A 24672-nucleotide genomic window follows, 5' to 3' on the forward strand; every position below is an offset into this window, starting at 1 on the left:
GGTAGGGCTAGGAAGTTTTCAGGTTTTGCTTTTTCAGCTCGCTCACGGCGTGGTCCACGGCGCGGGCCGCGAAGGCCATGTAAGTAAGCGATGGATTCTGGGTCGAAGTCGAGGTCATGGCCGCGCCGTCGGTCACGTACACGTTGGGGCAGGCGTGCAGCTGGTGCCACTTGTTGAGCATCGACGTCTTGGGGTCCAGGCCCATGCGCACGCCGCCCATCTCGTGAATGTCGAGGCCGGGCGCCTGGTGCGAGTCCTGGGACTTGATATTGGTGAAGCCGGCCTTCGTAAACATGTCGGTAAACTGCTCGAAGAAATCCTGCTTCATCCTGGCGTCGTTGTCGTCGTAAGCCACTGAAATTGACAACAAGGGCATTCCCCACTCGTCCTTGCGGGTGGGGTCGAGGCGCACGTAGTTGGTCGCCTTCGGGATGGTTTCGCCCATCATGCCCGCCGACACGTGCCACGGCCCCAGAGCCGGGCGCTCCAGCTGCTGCTTGAGGTCGGCACCGAAGCCCTGCGCGGGCCGCACCAGGCCACGTGAGGCCCCAAAGCTAGTAGCGTAGCCGCGCAAAAAGTCGGTTTCCTGCTTGAACACGTTGCGGAAGCGGGGTAGGTAGCCGCCGCCCGCCGGGTTGCGCCCGTCGGTGGTAAATTCCTTCAACCCCTCAAACTCGGCAAAAACCCGCGCGCTGTAGTTGTGAAACGCCACGTACTTACCCAGCACGCCGCTGTCATTACCCAGGCCATTGGGGAAGCGACCCGACGTGGAGTTGAGCAGCAACAAGTTAGTATTCAGCGCCCCCGCATTCACAAACAGCACCGGCGCGTAGCACTCGGTCGTGGCCTTGGTGTGCGTGTCGATGACCCGGATGCCGGCGGCGCGGCCCTTCAGCTCATCATATAAAATACTCTCCACCACCTGGTTGGGCGTCAGCGTAAGGTGGCCCGATTTCAGGGCCCACGGAATGGTGGACGAGTTGCTGCTGAAATAGCCGCCAAACGGGCAGCCGCGCTGGCACAGCACCCGGTTCTGGCACTGCACCCTACCCTGCTCATAATGAATGGGCTGCGGCTTCGACAAGTGCGCGCACCGGGCGCTGATAACGTGGCGGTCGGGGTGGCTTTTCTTGAGCTGAAGCCGGAAGTGGTCCTCCACGGCGTTGAGCGGGAAGCCGGGCATAAACTCGCCGTCGGGCAGGGCGGGCAGGCCGTCGCGGTTGCCGCTGATGCCCGCGAATTTCTCCACGTGGCTGTACCAGGGGGCCATATCATCGTAGCCAATGGGCCAGGGCACGGCAAAGCCGTCGCGGGCCGGCCCCTCAAAATCGTAGGTGCTCCAGCGCTGGGTCTGGCGCGCCCACAGCAGCGACCGGCCGCCCACCTGGTAGCCCCGAATCCAGTCAAACGGCTTTTCCTGCACGTACGGGTGCTCGGCGTCTTTCACCACAAAGTGCATGGCGTCTTCCTTGAAAACGTAGCAGCGGCTGGCAATGGGGTTGGCCTCCTGAATGTCCTGCGGCACCTTGCCGCCGTGCGGAAACTCCCAGGGGTTGAGGTTGGTGGTGGGGTAGTCGATGTTGTGCTTCACGTCGCGGCCGCGCTCCACCACCAAGGTTTTCAAGCCTTTGCCGGTCAGCTCTTTGGCCGCCCAACCACCGCTCATGCCCGAGCCAATCACGATGGCGTCAAAGGTGCGGGCTTTTATGCTATCGATGTTAAGATTGGCCATGATGGGGTTTGGATAAATCGACTTTGCTCACTGGAAAATACCCGTCGTAGCGCCCCGGTATCAACTCGTACACTACTTGCTTGGTCATGAAGTACTTACTACCCGTGTAGCCGTCAATGGCCAGCTGCCGGGCCGCCCGATAAAAGGCCACCACTTCTTCCGGAAACGCCTGCGGCTGCTGGTCGATGCGCTGCAACAGGGCCGCACGCTGCACCGCCGGGCTGGCCTCAAACGACTGCCCCAGCTGCTTCTGGGCGGCCTCGTCGAACTTGCCCAGGCCGGCCATAAAGATTTGCTGGTCCTTAGCGGGCGTGCAGTCGTCCAGCATTTTAAGCACGTACAGGTTCAGGCTCAGCTCCTTGGCACCTGGCGTGCTGGTCGTCGGAATAAGGGTTTCGCAGACCTCCGCGAGCAGCTTTTCCTGGCCGGCGCTCATGGCCACGTGCCGGAGGGGGTAGGAAGCTTTTTGCTCTTCCTGGCTCTGCGACAGGCAGCCGGGCAGCAGCGCGGCCGCCCCGGCCAAAATGGTCAGGTGCCTGACCGCTAATCGTCGGTTTATCATGCGGGTGGGGAAAAGGGTAACACTGCAAATTACACGTAGCAGCGCGCCCTACCCCCCCTTTCAGACCCATACCCGGCGCAGACAGCAGTTTTTGTTAAAATACTATCATACCCCCTTCTTCCGCCGCCGCGGATGCCATGAACCGGCCATGACCGCCGGCGCTGCCCTACCCCCGGCGCATTCGTGCGGCGCAAAAGCTTTACTTTTGCTCTTTCAATCCTGGCCTATATTAAAGGCTGGTCGCTTTCCTAGGTGAATTTAATGGGCATGAAAAAAGCCCTACGCCATAAGCGAAGGGCTTTCCAACCAAAACACCTTAAAAAACTATTCTTTCACGTGGATAGAACAAACAACCAGGCAAAAGATTTCGTCAGCGCCGAAAATTTTCTTGTTCTTTTCACTAATAAACTGACTATCAATCTGTGAAAAACACTAACCCTTCACCTACCTCGCCTAGCCCCGACTTCATGCGCGAGGCCATTCGCCTGTCGCTCTCCAACATGCAGGCCGGTTTTGGCGGTCCGTTTGGTGCTGTCGTCGTCAAAGACGGCCAGATAATCGCCCGCGGCTTCAACCAGGTCACCAGCACCAACGACCCGACCTGCCACGCCGAGGTCGATGCCATTCGCAAGGCGTGCCAGGTGCTGGGCTCCTTTCAGCTCGACGGCTGCGACCTCTACACCAGCTGCGAGCCGTGCCCTATGTGCCTGGGTGCCATCTACTGGGCGCGCCCGGCGCGCGTGTTTTATGCCAACACCAAGGCCGACGCGGCAGCCATCGGCTTCGACGACCAGTTCATCTACGATGAGATTGAGAAGCCCCTGGCCGAGCGCACGCTGCCCATACAGCAGCTCTTGCGCGAAGAAGCCCTCGTATCATTCGAAGCATGGGCAGCAAAGACCAGGAAAACTGCGTATTGAGCAGTTTCCCTACCCTCCCACCGGCAACTCAAATAAGCTGACGGTAGAATTCTGATAATGCGTTGGCAAAGCCGCCGTATTTTTAAGCTTAACCAAACCCAAATACGTAAATCCACAGGAGGTATAATGTCGGATAAGTCCTTGATTGTCACCAACGGTATCGAGGCGCACGTATTTTTTGCCGTTCTGCCGCGCGTAGCTAATCGCCCAGGTCACAATTTTTGCTACTAAATCCTGGCCTCGAAAATCGGGATTAGTCGCAATGCGGTGGATATACACAGCGGGGTCAGCATTGCGTTCTTCCCAAATTTCGGGGTCGTCGTCAGTAGTTGCCCAAACGCAGGCAATGACGCCGTTAATAAGCAATTTCCACTGCCGCTTTTCCCGAATTTCCTGCTCCACCAGCGACCGCTCAAAGCCCAGCCAAATAACTGAGTTCGGCTTGGTTTTTTGATAATCGGTAGCAACCTGATACAGCCTGAAAATCTCGTCAACATCAGCGAGCGTACTATTCAATAAGTGTAGCTGGTGCATTGGCTTTAGAGCAAAAGGGCTATCTAAGTGTCTGAACAAAAGCAGCACACTTAGCCAACCCATGCCCACAAAGTATTTCAACCAGTAAAAAGGCCACCCAAACAGACGGCCTTTTTCACTAGCGCGAATCGTCCACAAAATCCGACGAATCCGAAAAATCCGGACGAATCCGTGGTCTAGACATCCAGCTTGGCGTACTTGGCATTTTGCTCGATAAAGTCGCGGCGCGGGGCCACTTCGTCGCCCATCAGCATGGAGAAAAGGTGGTCGGCCTCGGCGGCCGAGTCCACGGTCACCTGCTTGAGCGAGCGGGTGGCGGGCTGCATGGTGGTGGTCCAGAGCTGCTCGGCGTTCATCTCGCCCAAGCCCTTGTAGCGCTGCACATGTACGGTTTCGGGCTTGCCGCGGCCGATTTCCTCCTGGGCCATTATGCGCTCCTCCTCGCTCCAGCAGTAGCGCTCCTCCTTGCCGCGCTTCACAAGGTAGAGGGGGGGTAGGGCAATGTAAATATGCCCCTGGTCCACGAGCTGCCGCATGTAGCGGAAGAAGAACGTGAGGATGAGCGTCCGAATGTGCGAACCGTCGATATCAGCATCGGTCATGATGATGACTTTGTGGTAGCGCAGCTTGCTGAAGTTCAGCGGCCCCGTTTCGTTGCCGTCATCATCGGTGCCGAAAGCCAGCGACTTGCGCTCGTTGAAGGTCACGCCGAGCGCGGTAATCATGTTCTTGATTTCCTCGTTCTCCAGAATCTTGTGCTCCTGAGCTTTCTCCACGTTCAGGATTTTACCGCGCAGCGGCAGAATGGCCTGGAACGCCCGGTTACGGCCCATTTTGGCGGTGCCGCCGGCCGAGTCACCTTCGACCAAATACAGCTCGCACACCTCGGGGTCCGAGTCGGAGCAGTCGGCCAGCTTGCCGGGCAACGAGTTGGAGCCCAGCACGTTCTTGCGCTGCACCATGTCCTTGGCCTTGCGGGCGGCGATGCGGGCCTTGGCGGCCAGAATCACCTTATCCATGATGCGGTTGGCCTGGCCGGGGTTTTCTTCCAGGTACTGGCCCAGAATTTCGCCCACCGCGGCATTCACCGCGCCGCTCACCTCCGAGTTGCCGAGCTTGGTCTTGGTCTGGCCCTCAAACTGCGGCTCCATCACCTTCACCGAGATAACAGCCGTGAGGCCCTCGCGAAAGTCGTCGCCGGTAATGTCCACCTTGGCCTTATCAAAAAGCTGCCGTTTGTCGCCGTAGTTTTTCAGCACCCGCGTCACCGCCGAGCGGAAGCCCGCCACGTGCGTGCCGCCCTCAATGGTGTTAATGTTATTAACGTAGGAATATACGTTTTCCTGATACGAAGTATTGTACTGCAACGCTACCTCCACGGGCACGCCGCCCTTCTCGCTCTCCACGTAAATGGGCTCGGCGAGTAGTGAGGGCCGCTCGGTGCCGTCGAGGTACAGCACGAAGTCGCGCAGGCCGCCCGTGGAGTAAAACTCTTCGTAGCGGAAGCCCTCGGCGTCGGTGTGGCCCACGGCCGCGTCGCCGGTCAGCACATCGCGGCGGTCGGTAAGCGTAATGCGAATGCCCTTGTTGAGGAACGATAAGTCGCGCAGGCGGCCGGCGATGGTGGCGTAGCGGTACACCGTTTCGGTGAAGATGCTGGGGTCGGGCAGAAACTGTACTTCCGTGCCGTGCTCGTCGGTATCCCCAATTTCCTTCACCGGGTAGAGCGGTGCGCCGATGCTGTATTCCTGCTCGTAGAGGTGGCCCTTGCGGCGCACGTTTACTTTCAGGTCAATGCTGAGCGCATTCACGCAGCTCACGCCTACCCCGTGCAAACCGCCCGAAACCTTGTAGCTGTCCTTGTCAAACTTGCCGCCGGCGTGCAACACCGTCAGCACCACTTCGAGGGCCGAGCGGCCTTCCTTGGCGTGCCAATCAACGGGAATGCCGCGGCCGTTGTCGCGGACGGTAACCGAATTATTTTCGTTAATGGTAACCTGAATCAGGTCGCAGTGCCCGGCCAGGGCCTCATCGATGGAGTTGTCCACCACTTCCCACACCAGATGGTGGAGGCCTTTGACACCCGTATCGCCGATGTACATGCTGGGGCGCTTGCGCACCGCCTCCAGCCCTTCCAGCACCTGAATGCTATCGGCCGAGTAGTCGGCGGGGGCTTTCTTTTCTACTACTTCACTCATGCGAGAGAGGGGGTTAAACTGACCGGAAATACGGTCAGGAAGAGAACATCCAAAAGTACTCTTTTTATTCCATTTTGCCTAGTTTTTGTGCATCTTTTCTGGGGTATTTTCGGGCCAAAAAAAAGCCCCATTTGGGGCTGTAGATGGCATTTTCCGGCTTAACCTGACAAGCGGCAATCGGCGCACTACTATATTAGTACCCTGTGAGGGAATCGAACCCCCATAGATGCTTTAGAAGAGCATCGTATTATCCGTTATACGAACAGGGCATGATGACAAAAACCTGCGCAGACTGCAAAGTACTGAAGCCAAGTAGCGACTTCTATTCGCAACGCTGTCATGCGCAGGGAGTAATGTCTTATTGCAAAAAGTGTTTCAACACTCGCTGCCAGCAGCGCTGGGTGAAACGTAAGCTAGAAGCCATTGCCTACCTGGGCAGCGACTGCCGCGATTGTGGCCTAAGCCTAGCCCAAAGCCACTACGCGGTATTTGAGTTTCATCACCTCGACCCTGCGCAAAAAGATGCTGACTGGAGCAAATTACGCTTGGGCAGCATGGCCAAAATACGGACTGAACTTGCTAAATGTGTGTTGCTGTGTGCCAATTGCCACCGCATTCGGCACGCTGCCTAGCCAAGCAACGTGCGATAATTAATGTCGGGGTGGCAGGATTCGAACCTACGACCTTCTGGTCCCAAACCAGACGCGATACCGGGCTACGCTACACCCCGAAAATATAGTTAAGAGTTAAAAGTCAGGAATTAAAGGTTGTCTTTAGGTAAAGAACTCTTAACTCATCACTTTTAACTCTTAACTCAACCATGCGGAGAAGGGGGGATTCGAACCCCCGGTAACCTTTAGAGCTACGGCAGTTTAGCAAACTACTGGTTTCAGCCACTCACCCACTTCTCCGTACAAGTGGCTTGCCAAGGCCCGGTTAGCCTTAGCGGCTGCAAATATACGAGCGATTGGCTGAAATCCGCGCCTTTTTTTCAGGCTGGGGCGCGAAAGTCGGCCGTGCGGCCGCGCCTAGTGCTGACTGTGGTCTGACTGACAGGCGGTAAGAAAATCTTCCCTTGGCCGCATTAGCCCGCTTATTCGGGGCTGCGCGTAGTTTTGTCGGCTCCCGGCGGCGTTGCCGGGGCCATTAGCACCTGCCACGCCTTATGCTCACCTGGGCGTATCCTGATTTCTGGCCGGCAGCCCTGGGGCTGGCGGTGCTAGGGCTGCTGCTGACGCTCTACACGCAGCGCACGGCGCGGCTGGGGCGGCGGCTGGGAGTCGGGGCAGCCCGCTTGGCCTGGAAGCTGCCCGTGCGCCTGCTGGCCGGGGCTTTGCTGGTGCTGGCCTGGCTGGGGCCGGCGCTGGGCGTGCGGCAACAAGCGGTGCGCACGGCCGGGCAAGACGTGTGGCTGCTGGTGGACGTGTCGCGCTCGATGGATGCCGCCGACGTGACGCCGACCCGCCTGCTGCGCACCCAGGCCGCCCTGCGTGAGCTGGCCGCCGCCTTTCCGGCCGACCGGCTGGGGCTCATTGTGTTTGGGGCTGAGGCCTACGTACAATGCCCGCTCACCTACGACCAGTCGGCGTTGGACTTGTTTCTTAACACTTTGAGCACCAAGCTCACGCCGCCCGGCCCCACTACCCTGCGCGCGCCCCTCGACCTACTGCTGAGCCGGCTGGGACCCTCCGGCTCGCCCGCAGCCGGGACCACGGGGGCGGCCCCACCGCACGCCACGGCCGCCGTACTGGTGAGTGATGGCGAGGACTTTGGCGAAAACCTGGAGCCCGTGCTGCAAGCGCTGGCCCGCACCGGGGCGCGGGTGTTTACGGTGGGGGTAGGCACGGCGGCGGGTGGCCCGGTGCCCGCGCCGGGCGGCAAAACGCCGCTGCGCGACGCGCGCGGCGGCCAAGTAATCAGCCGCCTGCGCGAGGCCCCGCTATTGCAGATAGCCGCCCAGACCAATGCGCAATATGCAGCGCTTAATGACAAAGAGAATGGCTTAGGTACCCTCGTGGCCCGCCTGCGCACCCTACCCACGCCCGAGGCCAGCCAGCTTGCGGGCCGCACCGTGGCCGTGGCCGACAACCGCTATCGCTACCCGCTGGGCGCGGCGCTGGTGCTGCTGCTCCTCGATAGCCTTATCACCGTGCGCGTGCTGCGCCCTGACCAATGAAAATCAGCTTCGTAGCTATGTTATTCGTGCTGCTGGGGGCCAGCCTGCCGGGCTGGGACTGGCTGGTGCGGGTGCGCGAGCACAACGTTGCTCAAACGCAGGCCCAGGCTGCCGCGCAGCGGGGCCAGGCCACCGAAGCGGCTTGGCTGTGTGCCCGCGCCGTGGCCCTGGCGGGGCGGGGCGGCCCTGCCCCCGCCCTGCTGCTCAACCAAGCTCAAGCCCAGGCACAAGCCGGGCAGACTGCCGGCGCGCGCGCTACGTACGGCCGCCTGCTGAGCCCAGCGGTGCCAGCGGCCATTGGCAGCGCGGCGCGGCAGCAGCTGGCCGGCCTGCTGGCGACGGAGCATCAGTTTTCGCAGGCCATCGGCTTGCTGCGCCAAGCGTTGCGGCTTGACCCGACTAATGCGGAAGCGCGCTACAATTACGAGCTACTGAGCCAGTACGTGGCGGGCCAGCGGCCACCATCCCTACCCCCCCCCGGCAGCGCCACACCGGCTGGCACTCCGCCTGATAATCAGCCTAAAAAAGACCCAACGGCGCCGCCCGGTGCGGGCCGCAGCCCTACCCCCGCGCCTACTCCTGGCACGGACCAGCCCGGCGAAGTGCCGGACTCTGGCCCGCCGCCTGCGGGTGGCTCCACCGGTGCCCCGCAACCCGGCCCCACGGGCCAGCCCGACCGCCAGCGCCCTACCCCCCAGGCGGGCACCAACGCTGGCGGAGGCACCAAGCCGGGCGGCGCGGGCCCGGCACGCCCCGTGCCCACGGGCCCCGCGGGCGGCCCGCGCCAGGGCCTCGATGCCAGCAACGCAGCTTTGGGCAAAAGCGCCCCGGCGGGCCAGGGGCACCGCCCCGGCACCGAGGCGGCCCCCGAGGCCAACCAGCAGCTGCAAACCCAGCGCGAACGCTTGAAAGCGATGGACTTAACGCCCGTGCAGGCCCAGCAGCTGCTTGATGCGCTGCGGGCCAGCGAGCAGCAATATTTGCAGCAGCGGCCCCGGCCCAGGTCAGGCACCGCGCCGCCGCCCGGCCAGCCCACCTGGTAAGGCGTCTGCGCTACCAGCCGTACTTTTGCAAAAACAAACGAAGGTTCGTTAGTTTTTTGTGCTTCTATTCTCATCGGGCGGCCGGGCTACTTGTTGCCTACCCCCTCTCCCACCCCTTATATGCAAGTAAAAGAAGTAGTTATCGTAGCCGCCGTGCGCACGCCGATTGGCTCATTTGGCGGGGCACTGGCCTCGCTGTCGGCCGTTGAGCTGGGGGCCATTGCCCTGAAAGGCGCGCTGGACAAGGCCGGCGTAGCGCCCGAGCTGGTTGAGCAGGTGATTATGGGCAATGTCATTTCGGCCAACCTGGGCCAGGCCCCGGCCCGGCAGGCGGCCAAGCGTGCCGGCCTGCCCGATACCGTGGAATGCACCACCGTGAACAAGGTTTGCGCTTCGGGCTCGAAGGCTATTATGTATGGTGCTCAGGCTATTATGCTGGGTCAGGCTGAGGTAATTCTGGCCGGCGGCATGGAGAGCATGAGCAACGTGCCCTACTACCTCGACAAAGCCCGTTTTGGAGCTAAGTATGGTAATGGCCAGATGATTGACGGCCTCGTGCGCGACGGCCTCTGGGACCCCTACCACGACTATGCGATGGGCAACGCCGCCGACGCCACGGCCGCTCACTACGGCATCACGCGCGAGGAGCAGGACGCCTTTGCGCGCCAGAGCTACGAGCGTAGCGCTGCCGCCGCGCAGGCCGGCAAGAAGAAGGAAGAGATTGTGCCCGTGACCGTTACGGTACGCGGCAAGGATACTATAGTGAGCGACGACGAGGAATATACCAAGGTACAATTTGAGAAGATGGCGGGCCTCAAGCCGGCCTTCACCAAAACCGGCACCGTGACGGCCGCCAACGCCTCGACCCTCAACGACGGGGCCGCCGCCGTGCTGCTGATGAGCCGCGAAAAGGCCGCCGAGCTGGGCATCAAGCCGCTGGCCCTTATTCGTGGTTTTGCCGATGCCGAGCAGGCACCGGAGTGGTTCACGACCACGCCTTCGCTGGCCATTCCGAAGGCACTAAAAAATGCTGGACTGGAAGCTAAGGATGTTGATTTCTACGAGATTAACGAGGCTTTCTCAGTGGTTTCGCTGGCTAATAATAAGCTGCTCAACCTGGAAGGCAGCAAGGTGAACGTGTACGGCGGGGCCGTGAGCCTGGGCCACCCACTGGGCGCGTCGGGCGCGCGCATCGTGACCACGCTGCTGAGCGTGCTGGAGCAAGAGGGCGGCAAAATTGGCGTGACGGGCATTTGCAACGGCGGCGGCGGGGCCAGCTCGATTGTGTTGGAAAAGCTGTAGGTTTTTTTAGCGCGGAGTTTCGCAAAGTTGGCAGAGTTTCGCAGGGTGCAGGGCCGGCCGCCTCCGCGAAACTCTGCCAACTTTGCGAAACTCCGCGCTAAAAAAATGCCCACCAGCGTTAAGCTTTCTATGCGATACCTGTTGCTTTTCCTTTTGCTGCCGCTGGCCGCGCAAGCTCAACGCTCTCAGCGGATTACAATTTACTTCGACTCGACCAAAATTCATCCGCACGAGATTTACCGGGCGCTCGTGGCCCAGGATACCGTGCTGAACGGGCCGTATAAGCGCTTCTACCCCAACGGCCGCCTCGAAGCCCAAACCCGCTACACCGACGGCAAGCGCGACTCGCTCTACGTGGAGTTTCACGCCAACCACGCCCGGCGCCTGGAGGCCACCTACGTGGCCGGCACGCGCCAGGGGCCGTTCAAAACCTACTATCCCGATGGCAAGGTGGCGCAGGTCGGTACTTTTCTGGATGATGAACCCAGCGGGCCGCTGACGACTTACTACCCCACCGGCGAAATTAAGCTCCAAACCACGCTCGCCAAGGGCCAGCCCAACGGCGCGGTGCGCGAGCTATATGCCAGCGGCCAGGCCGCCGCCGAGGTGATGTACGTCAACGGCCAGCCCAACGGCGCGGTTAAATTTTTCTATCCCAGCGGCAAGGTGCAGAGCGAAGGCATGCTGCGCAATGGCCTGCTGGCCAGCTCCTACAAGACGTATTACGAAACCGGCCAGCTCGAAAGCGAAACGGTAATGAACGACCAGACCGGCAAGGGCAGCTACCGCTCGTACTACCCCGCCGGCCAGCTCCAGACCGAAGGCACCTACGCCCCGGCCGCCCTGCGCGAACGCGCCGTGACCAACAAGCTCGGCGACGACCTCACCAAGCGCGTGGCCCCGCGCACCGGCACCGCCGCCCTCGACGGCCCGGCCACCTCATATTATGAAAGCGGCAAGGTGAAGGGAAAAACCACCTATCGCCTGGGCGTGCCCACTGGCCACGGCCTGGTTTACTTCGAAAATGGCCAGCTGAAGGAGGAAACCGATTATTCGGCCCAGGGCCGCGACCGCAAGGTGGTGCGCTACTACGACGCGCCCGGCCAGCCGCGCCAGGCCGAAGAGCAGTATAAAAGCAACCGCCCCGCCGGCACCTGGCGCGAGCTTTACCCCGATGGCAAGACCCCGCGCCAGGTCGAAACCTACGCCGCCAACGGCAAGCTCGCCGGCGAGCGCCTCACCTATTTCGACACGGGCAAGGTGCAGACGCGCCAGCAGTTTGATATTAACGGCCTGCAAACCGGCGTGGGCCAGGAGTATTTCGCCAACGGCCAGCCGTTCAAGGAAGCCAACTACCTGAAAGGGCTGCTGACCGGGCCATTCCGGGAGTTTCACGAAAGCGGCAGCCCCGCCGTGGACGGCCAGTACAAAAACGGCAAGCAAAGCGGCGAGTGGACCTACTACCGAGCCAACGGCGGCACCGAGCGCCAGGTAACCTACCGCGACGGCAAGCTCCAAAATGCCGGCCCCCGCCTCAAGCTCAACGGCAAGCCCTTCGTGCCCAAAGCCGCCCCTAAGCGCAAGTAAGGGGGTAGGGAAACGAGATTTCTAAAGTCGGATTATCAGCAGATTATTTTGCTGATAATCCGACTTTTACTTTACAAATGCTTCTAAAGTCAACATCCTTTGCAAGGCAAAATCGCGTTGGGAAAACGAGTAGCGCCCCGGTAGCTTTAGGAACGCACCGGCCACGCGGGCCGGACGCGCAACTGCTAGCGCTATGGGGACTTATACTTATGTACTACCGACTTTGCCGGCCACCGTGGGCGGGTGGCCGGCCTACGCCGTTTTTTACCTATTTGGTTTTGGGCTGGCGGGCGGGCTGCTGGTAGCGCGGGGCGGGCGGCGGGGCTACCCGTGGCAGCCGTGGCTGCTGCTGGTGGCGGGCACGGTACTGGCCTTCGTGGCGGGCACCCGCGTGGCCGCCGGCACCGCCGCTGATTGGCACGCCGTGCTGGCCCACGGCCACTGGGGAAGCGGCGCGGCGCTGGGCCGCACTGTGCTGGGTGGCATGGCGGCGGCGGTGCTGGTGCTGGCCGGACTGCGCCGCTGGCTGGGCTTCGGGCGCGAGGCCACCGATGCCTTCGCGCTGCCGCTGGTGCTGGGGCTGGCGGTGCAGGGGGTAGGGTGCCTGCTGGCCGGCTGCTGCTACGGCACGCCGCTGGGGGCCGGGCTGGGGCTGGGCATTTGCTACCCCGCCGGCACCGGGCCGTGGGCAACGCAGGTGGCGCACGGGCTGCTGCCGGCCACGGCGGCGGTCAGCCTACCGGTACACGCGGCCCCGGTTTACCAGGTGCTGTTGTGCCTATGCATCGCGGGGGTACTGGTGGCCAAGCGGCGGCAACTGGCACGACGGTCGGGCCTAGCGCTGCCGCTGCCGCTGGCGCTAGGCGCGTTTGCCGCGGGGCGGTTTGGGCTGGAATTCGGGCGTGACCCGTGGAGCGACGTGCTTGGGGCCGGACTCTGGTACGGCCTTAAGCCGGTGCAATGGGGCCTGGCTGCCGCTGCGCTGGCGTTGCTGGCGGTGGCGGTTTGGCGCAGCCGCTTGATTAATTCTTCTGAAACAACTACTTACGATAACTTAACAAGCCCTACCCCGCCGCCCGTGCCCAACCAGCCGCTGGCCAACCTGGTGCTGGTGCTGGCGCTGCTGGCCCTACCCCCCTGGCTGCTGCCGGGCCAGCTAACGGTGGCCGAAACGCTGGTGCTGCGGGCTTTGCTGCTGCCGGTGCTGGCGCTGGAGGCCCTGCGCTGGGGCCGGGCATTGCGGCTGAGCAACCCGCTGCCGGCCGCGCTGCTCGCCCTGGGCTTCGGGCTAATGAGCCAGGCCCCGGCCCCCACGGCAGCCCCGGCCGGCGCGTTCGCGGAGCCGGCCCGCGCGCTCACGCTGAGCGGCGGCGGGCTCACGGGCAGCAGCTACCAGCTTTATCAGGATTACAGCACCTGCTCGACCCCGCAGGCGAATATTACCACGTTTCCGGGCTACCACCAGCGCTATAATGTGGGCGCGCTGGGCGTGGCTTATTCGCAACAGCTGGGAAGCGAAGGCTCAAAGCGGCTGACGGCGGGGCTCACCGGCTTTCTGGGCCGCACCAGCTTCGACCCGCCCGCCGGGCTGGTCGTGCAAGGCGGGCAGTTTGGCGATTCGACCTACGTGGCGGACCCCGCCACCAGTCGCCGGCTATTCGATGTTAACCCTTATTTGGAATACGCCGCCGTGGGCAGCAAGTCGCGGGGCAAGAATCTGCGGCACAGCTATATGCGCTTCGGCCTGGGCCTGCATCTGAGCAGCGCCCGCGCCTATGATTACGTGGTGGAGCCGGGTCGGGCGCGGGGCGCGGGGGTAGGCGTTTTGGCGGAATACGGCGTGGACCGCGTTGTGTGGCTGCACCTGAGCAATGCCTACGGCCCCGACGCGGTGGGCAACGGCCTGTTTCGGGCGGGCCTGGGCACCGGCTTCGGCCACGACCGCCTGACGCTGCTCGGCGGCATCACCGTCGCCAACAGCAATACCTATAGCACGAACTTTCTGGCTTTCTTCCTGCTGGGCCAACCCAGCTACACGGCCCCTGGCGGCTATTTTTTGCAAGCCCGCTGGCAGGCTACCCCCGCCTGGCTGCTGGAAGGCAGCGCCACCAGCAATTTCAACGACATGAGCCAGCTCACCCTGGGCACCCGCTACCGCCTGCCACTGGGCGGCCGTTGAAACCATGCCACGCTGGCGAATAAACGGCCCCTACCCTACGCAAACACCGGCACCACGCGCCCCTCGTCAATCTTGAGCGCGGCATCGTACTTCTTACCGGTTTTGGCTGAGAGAAAGCCCTTGATGACGCCCGTTTCGCCGCGGCGCAACAGCTGGCGCAGCTGCGTGTCAGTCAGCTTCTTACCCCCCCATTCGAAGGGCACGCGGAACTGGCAGTCTTCGCGGAAGCGCGAGCACCCGAAGGCGCTGCTGCCCTTGAGCATGGTGCCGAGCTTGCATACCGGGCACGGAATCTGGCCGGGGTCGGTGGCGGTGGTGGGCTTGCTTTCGGCGGCGGGCACCAGTTCGGGTTGCAGGTTTTTATCAAGCGTCAACGCGCCGTCCAGCTTCTCGCCCGCGCCGGTCACGAAGCCTTTTATCAGCTGCGTGCGACCCTTGGCCAGCAGGCTTTTAACCTGCGGGTCGCTGAGCTTTTTACCGAGTATTTCGATGGGTAGGCGGAACTGACAGCCCTCGCGGAAGCGGGCGCAGCCAAAGGCCGATTTACCGCGCAGAATGTGGCCGGTTTTGCAGGCCGGGCAGTTTCCTAAGCTGGTTGTCGCCGCTGCCTGGCTGCCAGCCTTTTGCCCGGAAACAGCCGGCTTTTGCGCCCCGCTTGCAGCGCCTTGGCTACCGCCGGCGGCGGGGGGAGTAGGGCTGCCACCCGACACCGCCCGCCCGCTCCTATCCGTTTTCACCTCCTGCACCATCTCGCGCACCAGGCCCTTCAGCTCCTCCAGAAACTGGTCGGAGGGCAGCTCATTGCGCTCAATCTGGCGGAGCTTCTGCTCCCACTGGCCGGTTAGCTCCGCCGATTTCAGGGTCGGGTTTTTGATTAAACCAATTAGCTCGACGCCCGTGGGGGTGGGTAGGAGGCGCTTTTTATCGCGCCGCACGTAGTTGCGCTTGAACAGCGTTTCGATGATGGCGGCGCGGGTGCTGGGGCGGCCGATGCCGCTTTCCTTCATGGCCAGGCGCAGTTCCTCGTCGTCGATGTTGCGGCCGGCCGTTTCCATGCCGCGCAGCAGGCTGGCCTCGGTGTAGTCTTTGGGCGGCTGGGTCATCTTGCTTTCGAGGCGCGGCTGGTGCGGGCCGCTTTCGCCCTTGGCGAAGCTGGGCAATACCGTGCTCACCACATCGTCGTTGTCCTCGGCGCCGGTGGCGCTGGCCCCGACGGGGGGGGTAGGCTTGGGCGCGGTTTGCTGGGCCGGGTCGCCGTACACGACGCGCCAGCCGGGACTGAGAATCTGGCGGCCGCGTACCCGAAACAGGTACTCGGCCGCCTCGGCCAGCACGGTGGTGTTGCTCACCTCGCAGTCGGGGTAAAACGCGGCGATAAAGCGGCGTACGATGATGTCATACACGCTGCTTTCCATGCCGCCGCTCGGCCCACCGCTGCCCGTCGGAATAATGGCGTGGTGGTCAGTTACCTTGTTGTTGTTGAATACCTTAGTTGTCTTCGGAATCTTATTCGCCAGCAGCGGCCCGGTCAGATTCTGATACCCAATGCCGCGCAGAATACCGGGGATTTTGGGGTAAATATCATCGGGCAAAAACGTGGTATCGACGCGCGGGTAGCTCACGGCCTTTTTCTCGTAGAGCGCCTGCACAATCTTGAGCGTGTCCTCGGCCGACAGGCTAAGCTGGTTGTTGCACTGCACTTGCAGCGAGGTGAGGTCGAACAGGCGCGGCGGCGACTCCCTACCCTTCTTAATCTCGACGTTGGTGACGGTGAGCGGCGCGGGTTTCACCGCTTCGAGGGCCTGGTTGGCCTCATCTTCCTTCACAAAATAGCCCAGCGCCCGCAGGCGGCTCTGCTCGTCGGGCGCATCCTGAGCCTGCTTCTGCTCGGCCTCGGTGTTGATGCGCGTGAAAGTGGTGTCGCGGTACTGTGTTTTGAGCACCCAGTACGGTTCGGGCTTGAAGTTGCGGATTTCGTGGTAGCGGTCCACCAGCAGGGCCAGCGTGGGCGTTTGCACCCGCCCGATGCTCAGCAGCTGTTTATCCTGATACGTCGTGTATTTGAGGGTAAAGAGGCGCGTGGCATTCAGGCCCAGCAGCCAATCGCCCACCGCCCGGCTGCGCCCGGCCTGGTAGAGGCTATCGAACTCTTTACCATCACGCAAATTATTGAAACCCTGCCGGATAGCCTCTTCCGTGAGCGACGAAATCCAGAGCCGCTTCACCGGCTTGCGGCACTTGGCCTCGTGAATGACCCAGCGCTGAATGACCTCGCCCTCCTGCCCGGCGTCGCCGCAGTTGATGACTTCGGTGGCCGCGTCGAGCAGGCGCTTAATGGTGTTGAACTGTTTTACTACCCCCTCGTCGCGGCGCATGAGCTTGATGCCGAACTGCTCGGGTATCATGGGCAGGTCGTGCAGGTTCCAGCGCTTCCACTCGGGGCGGTAGTCGTCGGGCTCCTTGAGCTGGCAGAAGTGGCCAAACGTCCAGGTGACCTGGTAGCCATTGCCCTCGTAGTAGCCGTCCATGCGCCGGTCGGCCCCGATAACCTGGGCTATTTCGCGGGCCACACTGGGCTTTTCGGCAAGGCAAACTTTCATTAATCGCGGATTTAGCTGATGGCGCAGATTTCGCGAATTCGGGCGGCGCGCTCGGCAATCAACAAAAATACGGCGTGAAAAGGTCGGACCACGCGGGGGAAGGGGGTAGGCGGGCCGACGGGAAACGGCCTGCCCATCCGAACGCCATTATTCGGCCCGTAGGTTATTCGGGTCGCGGTCGAAATATCGTCCGGCAACGTGGCCAGACTTTCTATCAATCTCCGCAAGGCCGCGCCGACCTAGGCTCACGAATAAGAGTTCCGATGACAGAACCAGCGAATGAATACGGACGGCGGGAATTTCCGCCTGGAAAGGTGCCACCACATCGGTACACCACAGCAAGCTACCGGCCCGGAAAGCCGACAAGCGCCGCCGGTCGGCGCTCACCCAATAAACGATTTGGCCCGCGGCCCGCACCCCCCGGACGCTGGCCGAAATCAGGTGGATAGATTTGAATTTTCCGCTGAAGCCATCTAACTCCTGGTCCGGCTCCGTGTGGCCGGGGGAGTTGAAAGTTTGCGGAGGTCTTTGGGCCAGCAGCCGGCCCGGTAAAAGCAGAACGGCCAGCAGCAGCGGGTAGTAAGAGCGTAGTATCATCAGACAGGAGCTTTGGGGCCACAATAAGGGCGACATCCTTCTGATGCCGGCTACGGGCAATTTTACCATCTGCCCAGTGCGGTCACGGGTAAGTTTTTATCATAAAATATTGATTTACAAGATACTATTTTTAAAAGTATCTTACCCGTAAGTCTGATGCGCCCAACAATAAAGTTGGTGCCCCGCCCTACCCCTCCTTCTTCTGGTGAGTCGTGATGAGCACCACCGAGCCCACCAGCATCTGGGCCGTCAGCTTTTCGTGTAGCATAGCCTAACAATGCCACTGAATCACAGCTTTACGCGGATGCGGATGGCTGACCGTGGCAGGCAATCAGCAAAAATACGCGGGGTGAAAAGGTCAGCTTATTTAATTATCGAGGCTAAAAGCTAGGCTCTAGTTTTTGATTAAAATACTTGGCCTTGAGCTTACGCCTAAGATATTTCGAAAGCTGATGAGCGCGAAAATCTGCTAGGGCCTGCGCTTCATTTCGGCGGCTGAAACTACCGTAGACCAGCAACTCGGTGGTCAATATCGGCACCCCTAGAAAACCTGCTACTAGTCCAGCTTGGTCTGCTGAACTGAACATTGGACCGCTGCTGAGAGCAAAACCGCCGCCGCTGCCACCGTGCTCTTCGGGTTGCATTGCTACTATAATAACACCTGCCAGCACGGCTAGGGTAGTGCCTGCCACTACATAGCTCTGTGTCTGGCGCTTGGCGGCGAACAGCCGATGCAGCGCCGCCACCGTATCAGATGCCGCCGGGGGAGTAGGGAGCAACGCGCCAAGCGAATCGGGCGGGGCTGGCTGGCGGGATTGTTGCGCCGCAACCGGACGAAAGGCCAGCAGCAAGCCTATTAATAAGAAAAAGTATTTCATAGCTTAGGGAGAAAAATCTACTCTGCGAAATACGGCAGCCACTTTCACATCACCTAACCCGAAAACAAACCTCTGAAGTCTGATTTTTCCCTATAAACTCTTGATTTACAAAGTTTAGTTTTTAAAAATATTTTATCTAAAAGTCTGACAAGTTCAACAATAAAGTTGGCGCTCCGCCCTACCCCTCCTTTTTCTGATGGGTCGTAATAAGCACCACCGAGCCCACAATGATGGCCGCGCCCGCCAGCATCTGGGCCGTGAGGGCCTCGTGCAGCAAGGCCCAGCCCAGCAGCACCGCCACCACGGGGTTGACGTAGGCGTAGGTGGCTACCCGCGCCGGCGGGGCGTGCTGCAACAGCCAGCTATAGGCCGTGAAGGCCACCAGCGAGCCGAACACCACCAGAAAGCCCCAGCCCAGCCACGCCGCCGTGCCAAACTGGCCGGGTCGCAGCCCGTGCCACTCGCCGGTGGCCGTGCCCAGCAGCAACAGCAGCGCGCCGCCGCACAGCATCTGCATGCCCGAGGCCAGCACCGGCGAGCGGGGCCGCGGCGCACGCAGCCCGTAGATGGAGCCCGCCGCCCAGCTAAACGCCCCCAGCAGCACCAGCCCTACCCCCACCAGCTGCGCCCGGCCGGAACCGGCCGCCAGTTGCTCGCCCACCAGCAAATACACGCCCGCGAAGCCCAGCAACAGTCCCAGCACTACCCGTCCGCTGGGCCGCTCCTGGCCCAGCCACCACCAGCCCAGCAGCACTATCCAGAACGGCTCGCTGGCAATCAGCAGCGCCGCCAGGCTGGACGGTAGCGCGCGCTCGGACAGTACTACCAGGCCGTTGCCGCCCGCCAGCAGCAGCGCGCCCACTAGCGCGCTCGTGCGCCATTGTGCCAGCGTGGGCCGCTCGTAGGTGGCCGAGGCGCGGCCAGCCAGCGCCAGAATGCCACCCGCCAGCACGAAGCGGCTGCCCGCCATCAGAAAGGGCGGCATCGTGGCAACGGCGTATTTAATCGCCAGGTAGGTGGAGCCCCACAGCACGTACACGGCGGCGAAAGCGGCGATAAGTAACGGTCGGGAAGGCTTCACCTTTTTGAATTATGAATTGAAAAAAACGGTCATGCTGAGCTTGTCGAAGCATCTCTACCGCTTCCTCCGCGCCGTCCAATGATGCGGTAGAGATGCTTCGACAAGCTCAGCATGACAGACGCCTTGTTTAAGCCTACCCTACCTTTTCAACCCCACGCGCACGCCGGCCATGAGCCAGCGGGTCGGCATGGGGGCACCCAGCAGGTCGGAGTAGTGGGCGTTGAACAGGTTTTGGGCCTGGCCCACCAGCCACACGCGCTCGGGCAGCAGGGCCAGCTCCAGGCGGGCGTTGAAGACGGCGTAGCTCGGCGTGAGCACGGCCAGGTTGGTGGTGACGCTGGGCGTGGTTTGCTGAGCGGCGCGCACTTTGTAGAGGCCGCCCACGCTCAGCGTAAAGCGCTGGTGCACAAGGCTCACGTTGCCCGACACCAGGTGCCGCGCCACGTTGGAGAGGTACTGCGACTGCACGTCGCCGGCCACGCCCAGGTGCACCCAGGTGTAACCCACGCTGCCATCGAGGCGCAGGTTATCGGCCAGCCGGGCGCGGCTCGTCACCTCCGTTTCGATGCCCTGGGTAGTCACCGCAAACAGGTTTTCGGCCAGGCGATACGTTGCGCTGGAACTCAGGTTGGTGAAGCCCGTCGTCTCCATCGTCTGGCTGCCCGAGGCGGCCACGTAGTCAATCAGGTTGCGGCCGTAGCGGTTGAAATAGGTGCCGCGCAGCGTCAGGGCCGGCCGGGGCTGGTAGTCGAGGCCAGCCTCGTAGTTCCAGGTGCGCTCGGCGCTCAGGCCGGGGTTACCCACGTTGAAGCCGCTGGGCACCACGCCGGGCCGGATGGCCGAGTTGTACTGCTCCGTAAAATTGGGCGCCCGAATGCCCCTACCCACTGCCCCGCGCACGGTTAACTTTTCGCCCACCTGCTGGCTGGCGTTGAGCTGCGGCACTACTTCGGTGCCGTAGTTCTGGTCGTGGTCGAGGCGCAGAGCGGCCGTGATGTTGAGGCCGGGGCTCGGCGTCAGGGCCGCCACCGCAAACGCGCCGGCGTGCCACACGGCATGGTCGCCGCGGTCGTTGCTCTGCACGGCGCGGCGGTCGGCCTGGCCGCCCAGGGTCATCCGCAGTTTATCAGATAATTGCAATTGGTGCTGGCCCTGCACGTTGAGGTAGTGCATGAGGTGGTCGCTGGCCGCCGTGGTGGGCGTATATACGTAATAATCAGTGCTCGACGTGCCCACGATGGAAAGCTCGGTGCGGGCGCGCTCGTTCCACTCGTAGCGCAATTGGCCCTGGTACCAGTCGCGCGTAGTGGTTTCGCGGGCGCGGTCGCCGCTGTTGGTCGTGTAAAAATTCTGGGCGTTGTAGTCGCGCCTATCGAAGCTGGCGCGGGCGGCGGCGCTGAATTTTTCGGTAAGCTGATACGCGCCCGACAACGAGTAAGTATTCAGTTTGAAATCGTTGCGCCCGCCGCCGGGCAGGTCAAGGAGTTGGCCGCTGGCCGTGTTGTTCAGGATGCCGCCCGCCAGGCGCAGGCCGTGGTCCTGGCCATAGAAGCCAGCGTTAGTACTTTTCAGGCCGTATTCCCCAGCCAGGAACGTGCCGGCCAGCTCGGTGCCATCGGGCCGGTGGGTGGCGGCGAAGGTCTTGGTGACGATGTTGATGAAGCCGCCCACCGCGTCGGGGCCGTAGAGCGCCGCGCCGGGGCCGCGCACCACCTCAATCTGCTCAATCTCGGCCGGCGTGATGGGAAAGTAGCCGTTAAAATGCCCGGTCAGCGGGTCGTTCAGCCGCATGCCATCCAACAAAATCAGGACCTGATTAAACGTCGAGCCACGCAGCGTGATATCGGACTGGGTGCCGAAGCTGCCCCGGCCCTGAATTTCAATATTGGGCAGCAGCCGCAGCAGGTCGTCGAGCGAGGCCACCGGGTAGCGGCTCAGGGTGCTGCCGGGCACCACGGTTACGTAGCGGCCGGTCTGGCCCGCGAGCTGGCCGAGGCGCGTGGCATACACGGTTACTTCGCCCAGGCGGCGGGTAGTGTCGGCGGGCACTGTCAACTGCTGGGCGCGGGCAGCCAGCGGCAGCGCCACACTCGCGGCAATTAGTAAGAATCGGGGCATAGGCGGCAGGTAAAACGGCCGCAAAGGTACCCCGGCGAGCTAATTAAAGTAGGGAGCGGGGCTTGCCCCCGCCCGTCGTTGAATGAGACCGGCGCGCATCGTTCAACGACGGGCGGGGGCAAGCCCCGCTCCCTACCCCCCTACTTGGGCGGCACTTTTGGGTTCTGGCGCGTCAGCAGCAAGCCCAGGCCCAGGCCCTGGCTGAACTGGATATTGGCATCCTGGTCGTGCTGGTAGAGCACCGTGCTCTGGAAATTGACGCTCAGCAGCCCATATACCTTGGCCGTGATGGTGAGGTCTAGGCGCTGGTTGATGTCCTGCGCCCGAAAGCTGCCGTAGTTAGTAAACAGCAGGTAGCGCGCCTTGAAATTGGCATTGGGACCCAGCGGCTGGTCGAGGGTAGCCAGAATCTGGGCCGCCAGAATTTCCCAGCGCGTGGTGTAGCCGGGGTTCACGCCGTACACCACGTCGGTGGGCAGCGTCTGGAAGCGACTCATCTCCCGCACTATCGTCAGGCGCGGCGCGAAGGGCGACAGGCGCAGCGCGAACCGCTTATTGGGGTGAAACTCAAAGCCGTAGGCATTCGTCAGATAAGCCGGGGCCAGGAAGCTCGACACCAGCCGCGGCGCATCGCCGGAGTAGTCGTAGCCGGGCGCAAACTGCGAGAGCAGGTTCAACGACGCGAAGGCATCCCACTGGGGCGAGAGGGCGTGGCCGTACTTGGTATCGAGCCAGAGGCGGTCGTTGGTTTTGCGGTAGCCCTGGCCCCGCGTGTACTGCCCCGCATACAGAAAATCGGCCTCGTTGTCCCAGCTCCGCTTGCCGCGCAGGTAGTGCGCCTGAGCATTGAAGAGCGTGCTCAGGCCCAGCGACGTGGCCCCGCCGCCCTTCCAGTTGTCCGAAATAACGGCCTCGTTGAGGTTGACGCCCGCCTTGAGGCTGGTGCGCCAGTACGACGTGTCGGCGGGGGTAGGCGCGGGAGCCTGAGCCCGCGCCAGCAGCGACCCACAGGCTAACAGGCCGCTGAGGAATAGATTTTTCATGAAAAAGCCAGCTTGGTGCCGGCACGTGAGAGTGAGGCAGCAAAGCTACTGAGCCGCCAATACCTGTAGCCGCCCACGCGGCCCAACCTCGCCTATTGCCCGCCAAACTGCTACCCCTGGCGGACCAGCCAACCACCCGGAGCCGTTTTCAAGTCAGTGGGCCGCCCGTGACTATCGCGCAACCTGGGAACCGCTCTAACTAGCTTCGGCGAGTATTTTGCGCCGTAATGTCGCCTACCCTACCCGCCTCCGCGCGCGCGCCCCGAGCTTACTACCCGGCCCTCACCGGCCTGCGGGCCGTCACCTGCCTGATGGTGTTTTCCAAGCACTTCCGACCCGCCGACACCCCCGAGTGGGCCAACCTGATAATCGAGCAGTTTCACATGACGATGAGCATGTTTTTTCTGCTCAGCGGCTTCGTCATGGCCACCCGCTACCAGGCCGACGTGGAATTTACCCGCCCCTGGTGGCGGCGCTATCTCTGGCGGCGGGTGGCCCGCGTGTACCCTATCTATCTGCTGCTCAACACGTCGGTGCTCATTCACGTGTATTGGCCCGTGCCGGCGGGCCAGGCGGGCCACACGGCGCTGCTGGTATTTCTGAGCGAAACGCTGCTGCGGGGCTTTTCGAGCACGCTCAAGTATGTGGGGCTGCCGCAGGCGTGGTCGCTCACGGCCGAGGAGTGTTTTTATTTTTCCCTACCCCTGCTGCTGGTGCTGTGGCGGCGCTACGGCTACCGGGGCGCGGCGGCGTTTGCGGGCAGCGTGCTGGCTATCGGGCTGGGGCTCACGGCCGTGTGCCGGGGGCATGAGGCGCTGCACGGCTTTTTTGGCTCGTTCCACCACTTGTTCAACTTCACGTTTTTTGGGCGGGTGCTGGAGTTTACGATGGGGGTAGGGCTGGCCCGCTGGTGGGGCGGGCGGCCCACGGCCAGCAGGCCCGGCTGGCCCTGGCGCACCACCCTGAGCCTGGCGCTGATGCTGGCCGGCGGCGTGGTGCTGGTGTGGCTCAACTCGCCCTTCGACTGGTACGACGGCAACCTCAAGCCGGCCACCATCCTGCTCAACGTCGTGTTCTACCCCCTCTGCATGACGCTGCTGCTGGCCGGGCTGCTGCTGGAGGGCAGCTGGCTGCGCACGGTGCTGGGCTCGCGGCTGCTCGATGTGCTGGGCAAGCGCTCGTACTCCTTCTACCTCATGCAGATTGGTCTGCTCAGCATTTGGTGGCGCGCCGAGTTTGGCTGGCGGCAGCACGTGGGCTGGCAGCTGCTGGTGACGATGGTGCTCAGCGAGGTGCTGTACCGGCTGGTAGAAGAGCCCGCGCGCCGCTGGATACTGGCGCGCACGCTGCCGCGCGGCGAGTGGTCGTAGGCGCGGGCCAGCCCTGCCGCTACGCGGGATTTTCCTTGTCCAACTCGTCGTCGGGCATTGCTTTGGTGCCGTAGATGTGGGCCAGGTCGTGGGTCACGGTTTCGCCGTCCACGTTCAGGTCTTTGAGCACGCCGTCGGCGATGTCATACACGAGGCCGTGCAGGCGGGGCGGGTTGTCGCCGCGCAGCGCGTTCTGGATAATGTTGGTTTTGGCCAGGTTGCGCACCTGCTCCGTCACGTTGAGCTCCACGAGGCGGCGCAGGCGCTGGGTTTCGTCCGGAATGCGCAGCAGCTCGGTTTCGTGCAGGCGCACTACGTCGCGAATGTTCACCAACCAGTTGTCAATCAGGCCATATTGCTTGTTGGCCGCGGCTGCTGCTACCCCCCCGCAGCCGTAGTGGCCCACCACCAGAATATCCTGCACGCCCAGCACTTCCACGGCGTATTGCAGCACGCTGAGCAGATTCATATCGCTGTGCACCACCAGGTTAGCAATGTTGCGGTGCACAAACATCTCGCCCGGCCCGGTGCCCGTAATGTTCGAGGACGGCACCCGCGAGTCGGAACAGCCTATGAAGAGGTAGCGCGGCTGCTGGCCGTTGACCAGGCGCTTAAAAAAGTCGGGGTCTTCGGCGTTGCGCTCAGCCACCCACCGCTGATTATTAGCAAGAATATCCTGGATACCGGCCATGTTATTTCTGAAGAAAATGTAAGAAGCGCAGCTTTTAAGTAAGTGCGCGCTCGGCGCGGGG

At 62.2% G+C, this 24672-nt stretch carries 18 protein-coding genes and 3 tRNA genes; 7 read left to right on the forward strand and 14 right to left on the reverse strand.

Annotated elements, in window-relative coordinates:
- Positions 1–7: 7 nt before the first annotated feature.
- Together A0257_06785 and A0257_06790 are read right to left on the reverse strand one after the other, a co-directional pair.
- Positions 8–1732 carry a GMC family oxidoreductase gene (locus A0257_06785; GenBank protein ID AMR26843.1) on the reverse strand — a complete coding sequence of 575 codons (1725 nt, stop codon included), beginning with the start codon at positions 1730–1732 and terminating at the stop codon, positions 8–10.
- Positions 1719–2255, reverse strand: a complete 537-nt coding sequence (locus tag A0257_06790; protein ID AMR26844.1) for a hypothetical protein — start codon at positions 2253–2255, stop codon at positions 1719–1721. The genes A0257_06785 and A0257_06790 overlap by 14 nt, the downstream gene beginning before the upstream one ends.
- Before the next feature lie 506 nt (positions 2256–2761).
- Between A0257_06790 and A0257_06795 the strand changes: the two genes are divergently transcribed.
- On the forward strand, positions 2762–3214 hold the full coding sequence (locus A0257_06795; GenBank protein AMR29652.1) for a tRNA-specific adenosine deaminase: 453 nt from the start codon (positions 2762–2764) through the stop codon (positions 3212–3214).
- A 9-nt stretch (positions 3215–3223) separates the two neighbouring features.
- Here A0257_06795 and A0257_06800 read toward each other — a convergent pair whose 3' ends face one another.
- From A0257_06800 to A0257_06820, 5 genes are all read right to left on the reverse strand, one after another.
- Positions 3224–3748: a GNAT family acetyltransferase gene (locus A0257_06800; GenBank protein ID AMR29653.1), complete on the reverse strand. Its 525-nt coding sequence runs from the start codon at positions 3746–3748 to the stop codon at positions 3224–3226.
- Between the two features lie 176 nt (positions 3749–3924).
- Positions 3925–5946, reverse strand: a complete 2022-nt coding sequence (gene gyrB / locus A0257_06805) for a DNA topoisomerase IV subunit B (protein AMR26845.1) — start codon at positions 5944–5946, stop codon at positions 3925–3927.
- A gap of 194 nt (positions 5947–6140) precedes the next feature.
- Positions 6141–6215, reverse strand: a tRNA-Arg gene (locus A0257_06810).
- A gap of 387 nt (positions 6216–6602) precedes the next feature.
- Positions 6603–6676 (reverse strand) — tRNA-Pro (locus A0257_06815).
- Between the two features lie 93 nt (positions 6677–6769).
- Positions 6770–6857, reverse strand: a tRNA-Ser gene (locus A0257_06820).
- Positions 6858–7111: 254 nt separating this feature from the next.
- Here A0257_06820 and A0257_06825 point away from each other — a divergent pair.
- From A0257_06825 to A0257_06845, 5 genes are all read left to right on the forward strand, one after another.
- Positions 7112–8122, forward strand: coding sequence for a hypothetical protein (locus A0257_06825; GenBank protein AMR26846.1), 1011 nt, complete (start codon positions 7112–7114; stop codon positions 8120–8122).
- Complete coding sequence (locus A0257_06830) at positions 8119–9165, forward strand: hypothetical protein (GenBank protein AMR26847.1); 1047 nt, start codon at positions 8119–8121, stop codon at positions 9163–9165. The genes A0257_06825 and A0257_06830 overlap by 4 nt, the downstream gene beginning before the upstream one ends.
- Before the next feature lie 120 nt (positions 9166–9285).
- Positions 9286–10467 (forward strand): acetyl-CoA acetyltransferase, encoded by a 1182-nt coding sequence (locus tag A0257_06835; GenBank protein ID AMR26848.1) that lies wholly within the window; start codon positions 9286–9288, stop codon positions 10465–10467.
- Positions 10468–10620: 153 nt separating this feature from the next.
- Positions 10621–12054 (forward strand): hypothetical protein, encoded by a 1434-nt coding sequence (locus A0257_06840; protein ID AMR26849.1) that lies wholly within the window; start codon positions 10621–10623, stop codon positions 12052–12054.
- Positions 12055–12277: 223 nt separating this feature from the next.
- Positions 12278–14233 (forward strand): hypothetical protein, encoded by a 1956-nt coding sequence (locus tag A0257_06845; GenBank protein ID AMR26850.1) that lies wholly within the window; start codon positions 12278–12280, stop codon positions 14231–14233.
- 35 nt (positions 14234–14268) lie between these two features.
- Here the strand turns inward: A0257_06845 and A0257_06850 are convergent, their stop codons facing one another.
- The 6 genes from A0257_06850 to A0257_06875 form a co-directional block, all read right to left on the reverse strand.
- Positions 14269–16833, reverse strand: a complete 2565-nt coding sequence (locus tag A0257_06850) for a DNA topoisomerase III (GenBank protein ID AMR26851.1) — start codon at positions 16831–16833, stop codon at positions 14269–14271.
- A 147-nt stretch (positions 16834–16980) separates the two neighbouring features.
- Positions 16981–17499, reverse strand: coding sequence for a hypothetical protein (locus A0257_06855; protein ID AMR26852.1), 519 nt, complete (start codon positions 17497–17499; stop codon positions 16981–16983).
- A 311-nt stretch (positions 17500–17810) separates the two neighbouring features.
- Positions 17811–18308: a hypothetical protein gene (locus A0257_06860; protein AMR26853.1), complete on the reverse strand. Its 498-nt coding sequence runs from the start codon at positions 18306–18308 to the stop codon at positions 17811–17813.
- 178 nt (positions 18309–18486) lie between these two features.
- On the reverse strand, positions 18487–19347 hold the full coding sequence (locus A0257_06865) for a hypothetical protein (GenBank protein AMR26854.1): 861 nt from the start codon (positions 19345–19347) through the stop codon (positions 18487–18489).
- Positions 19348–19527: 180 nt separating this feature from the next.
- Entirely contained in the window at positions 19528–21531 is a 2004-nt protein-coding gene (locus A0257_06870) for a hypothetical protein (protein AMR26855.1), read from the reverse strand.
- 116 nt (positions 21532–21647) lie between these two features.
- Positions 21648–22550, reverse strand: coding sequence for a hypothetical protein (locus A0257_06875; GenBank protein ID AMR26856.1), 903 nt, complete (start codon positions 22548–22550; stop codon positions 21648–21650).
- A gap of 227 nt (positions 22551–22777) precedes the next feature.
- Here A0257_06875 and A0257_06880 point away from each other — a divergent pair, with 227 nt between their 5' ends.
- Positions 22778–23920, forward strand: coding sequence for a hypothetical protein (locus A0257_06880; protein ID AMR26857.1), 1143 nt, complete (start codon positions 22778–22780; stop codon positions 23918–23920).
- A gap of 19 nt (positions 23921–23939) precedes the next feature.
- On the opposite strand, the gene A0257_06885 is transcribed toward A0257_06880, so the two are convergent.
- The gene (locus A0257_06885) at positions 23940–24611 is read right to left on the reverse strand and encodes a carbonic anhydrase (GenBank protein AMR26858.1); all 672 of its coding nucleotides are present in this window, start codon (positions 24609–24611) and stop codon (positions 23940–23942) included.
- Positions 24612–24672: the final 61 nt, after the last annotated feature.

The organism is Hymenobacter psoromatis (assembly GCA_001596155.1).
Taxonomy (GTDB): domain Bacteria; phylum Bacteroidota; class Bacteroidia; order Cytophagales; family Hymenobacteraceae; genus Hymenobacter.

Excerpts from the sequence above, each read along its gene's own strand:
- A0257_06785 (AMR26843.1), bottom strand. The coding sequence starts at position 1,732 with ATGGCCAATCTTAACATCGATAGCATAAAAGCCCGCACCTTTGACGCC.
- A0257_06795 (AMR29652.1), top strand. The coding sequence starts at position 2,762 with ATGCGCGAGGCCATTCGCCTGTCGCTCTCCAACATGCAGGCCGGTTTT.
- A0257_06800 (AMR29653.1), bottom strand. The coding sequence starts at position 3,748 with ATGCACCAGCTACACTTATTGAATAGTACGCTCGCTGATGTTGACGAG.
- gyrB (AMR26845.1), bottom strand. The coding sequence starts at position 5,946 with ATGAGTGAAGTAGTAGAAAAGAAAGCCCCCGCCGACTACTCGGCCGAT.
- A0257_06825 (AMR26846.1), top strand. The coding sequence starts at position 7,112 with ATGCTCACCTGGGCGTATCCTGATTTCTGGCCGGCAGCCCTGGGGCTG.
- A0257_06830 (AMR26847.1), top strand. The coding sequence starts at position 8,119 with ATGAAAATCAGCTTCGTAGCTATGTTATTCGTGCTGCTGGGGGCCAGC.
- A0257_06835 (AMR26848.1), top strand. The coding sequence starts at position 9,286 with ATGCAAGTAAAAGAAGTAGTTATCGTAGCCGCCGTGCGCACGCCGATT.
- A0257_06850 (AMR26851.1), bottom strand. The coding sequence starts at position 16,833 with ATGAAAGTTTGCCTTGCCGAAAAGCCCAGTGTGGCCCGCGAAATAGCC.
- A0257_06855 (AMR26852.1), bottom strand. The coding sequence starts at position 17,499 with ATGGTAAAATTGCCCGTAGCCGGCATCAGAAGGATGTCGCCCTTATTG.
- A0257_06860 (AMR26853.1), bottom strand. The coding sequence starts at position 18,308 with ATGAAATACTTTTTCTTATTAATAGGCTTGCTGCTGGCCTTTCGTCCG.
- A0257_06875 (AMR26856.1), bottom strand. The coding sequence starts at position 22,550 with ATGAAAAATCTATTCCTCAGCGGCCTGTTAGCCTGTGGGTCGCTGCTG.
- A0257_06880 (AMR26857.1), top strand. The coding sequence starts at position 22,778 with ATGTCGCCTACCCTACCCGCCTCCGCGCGCGCGCCCCGAGCTTACTAC.
- A0257_06885 (AMR26858.1), bottom strand. The coding sequence starts at position 24,611 with ATGGCCGGTATCCAGGATATTCTTGCTAATAATCAGCGGTGGGTGGCT.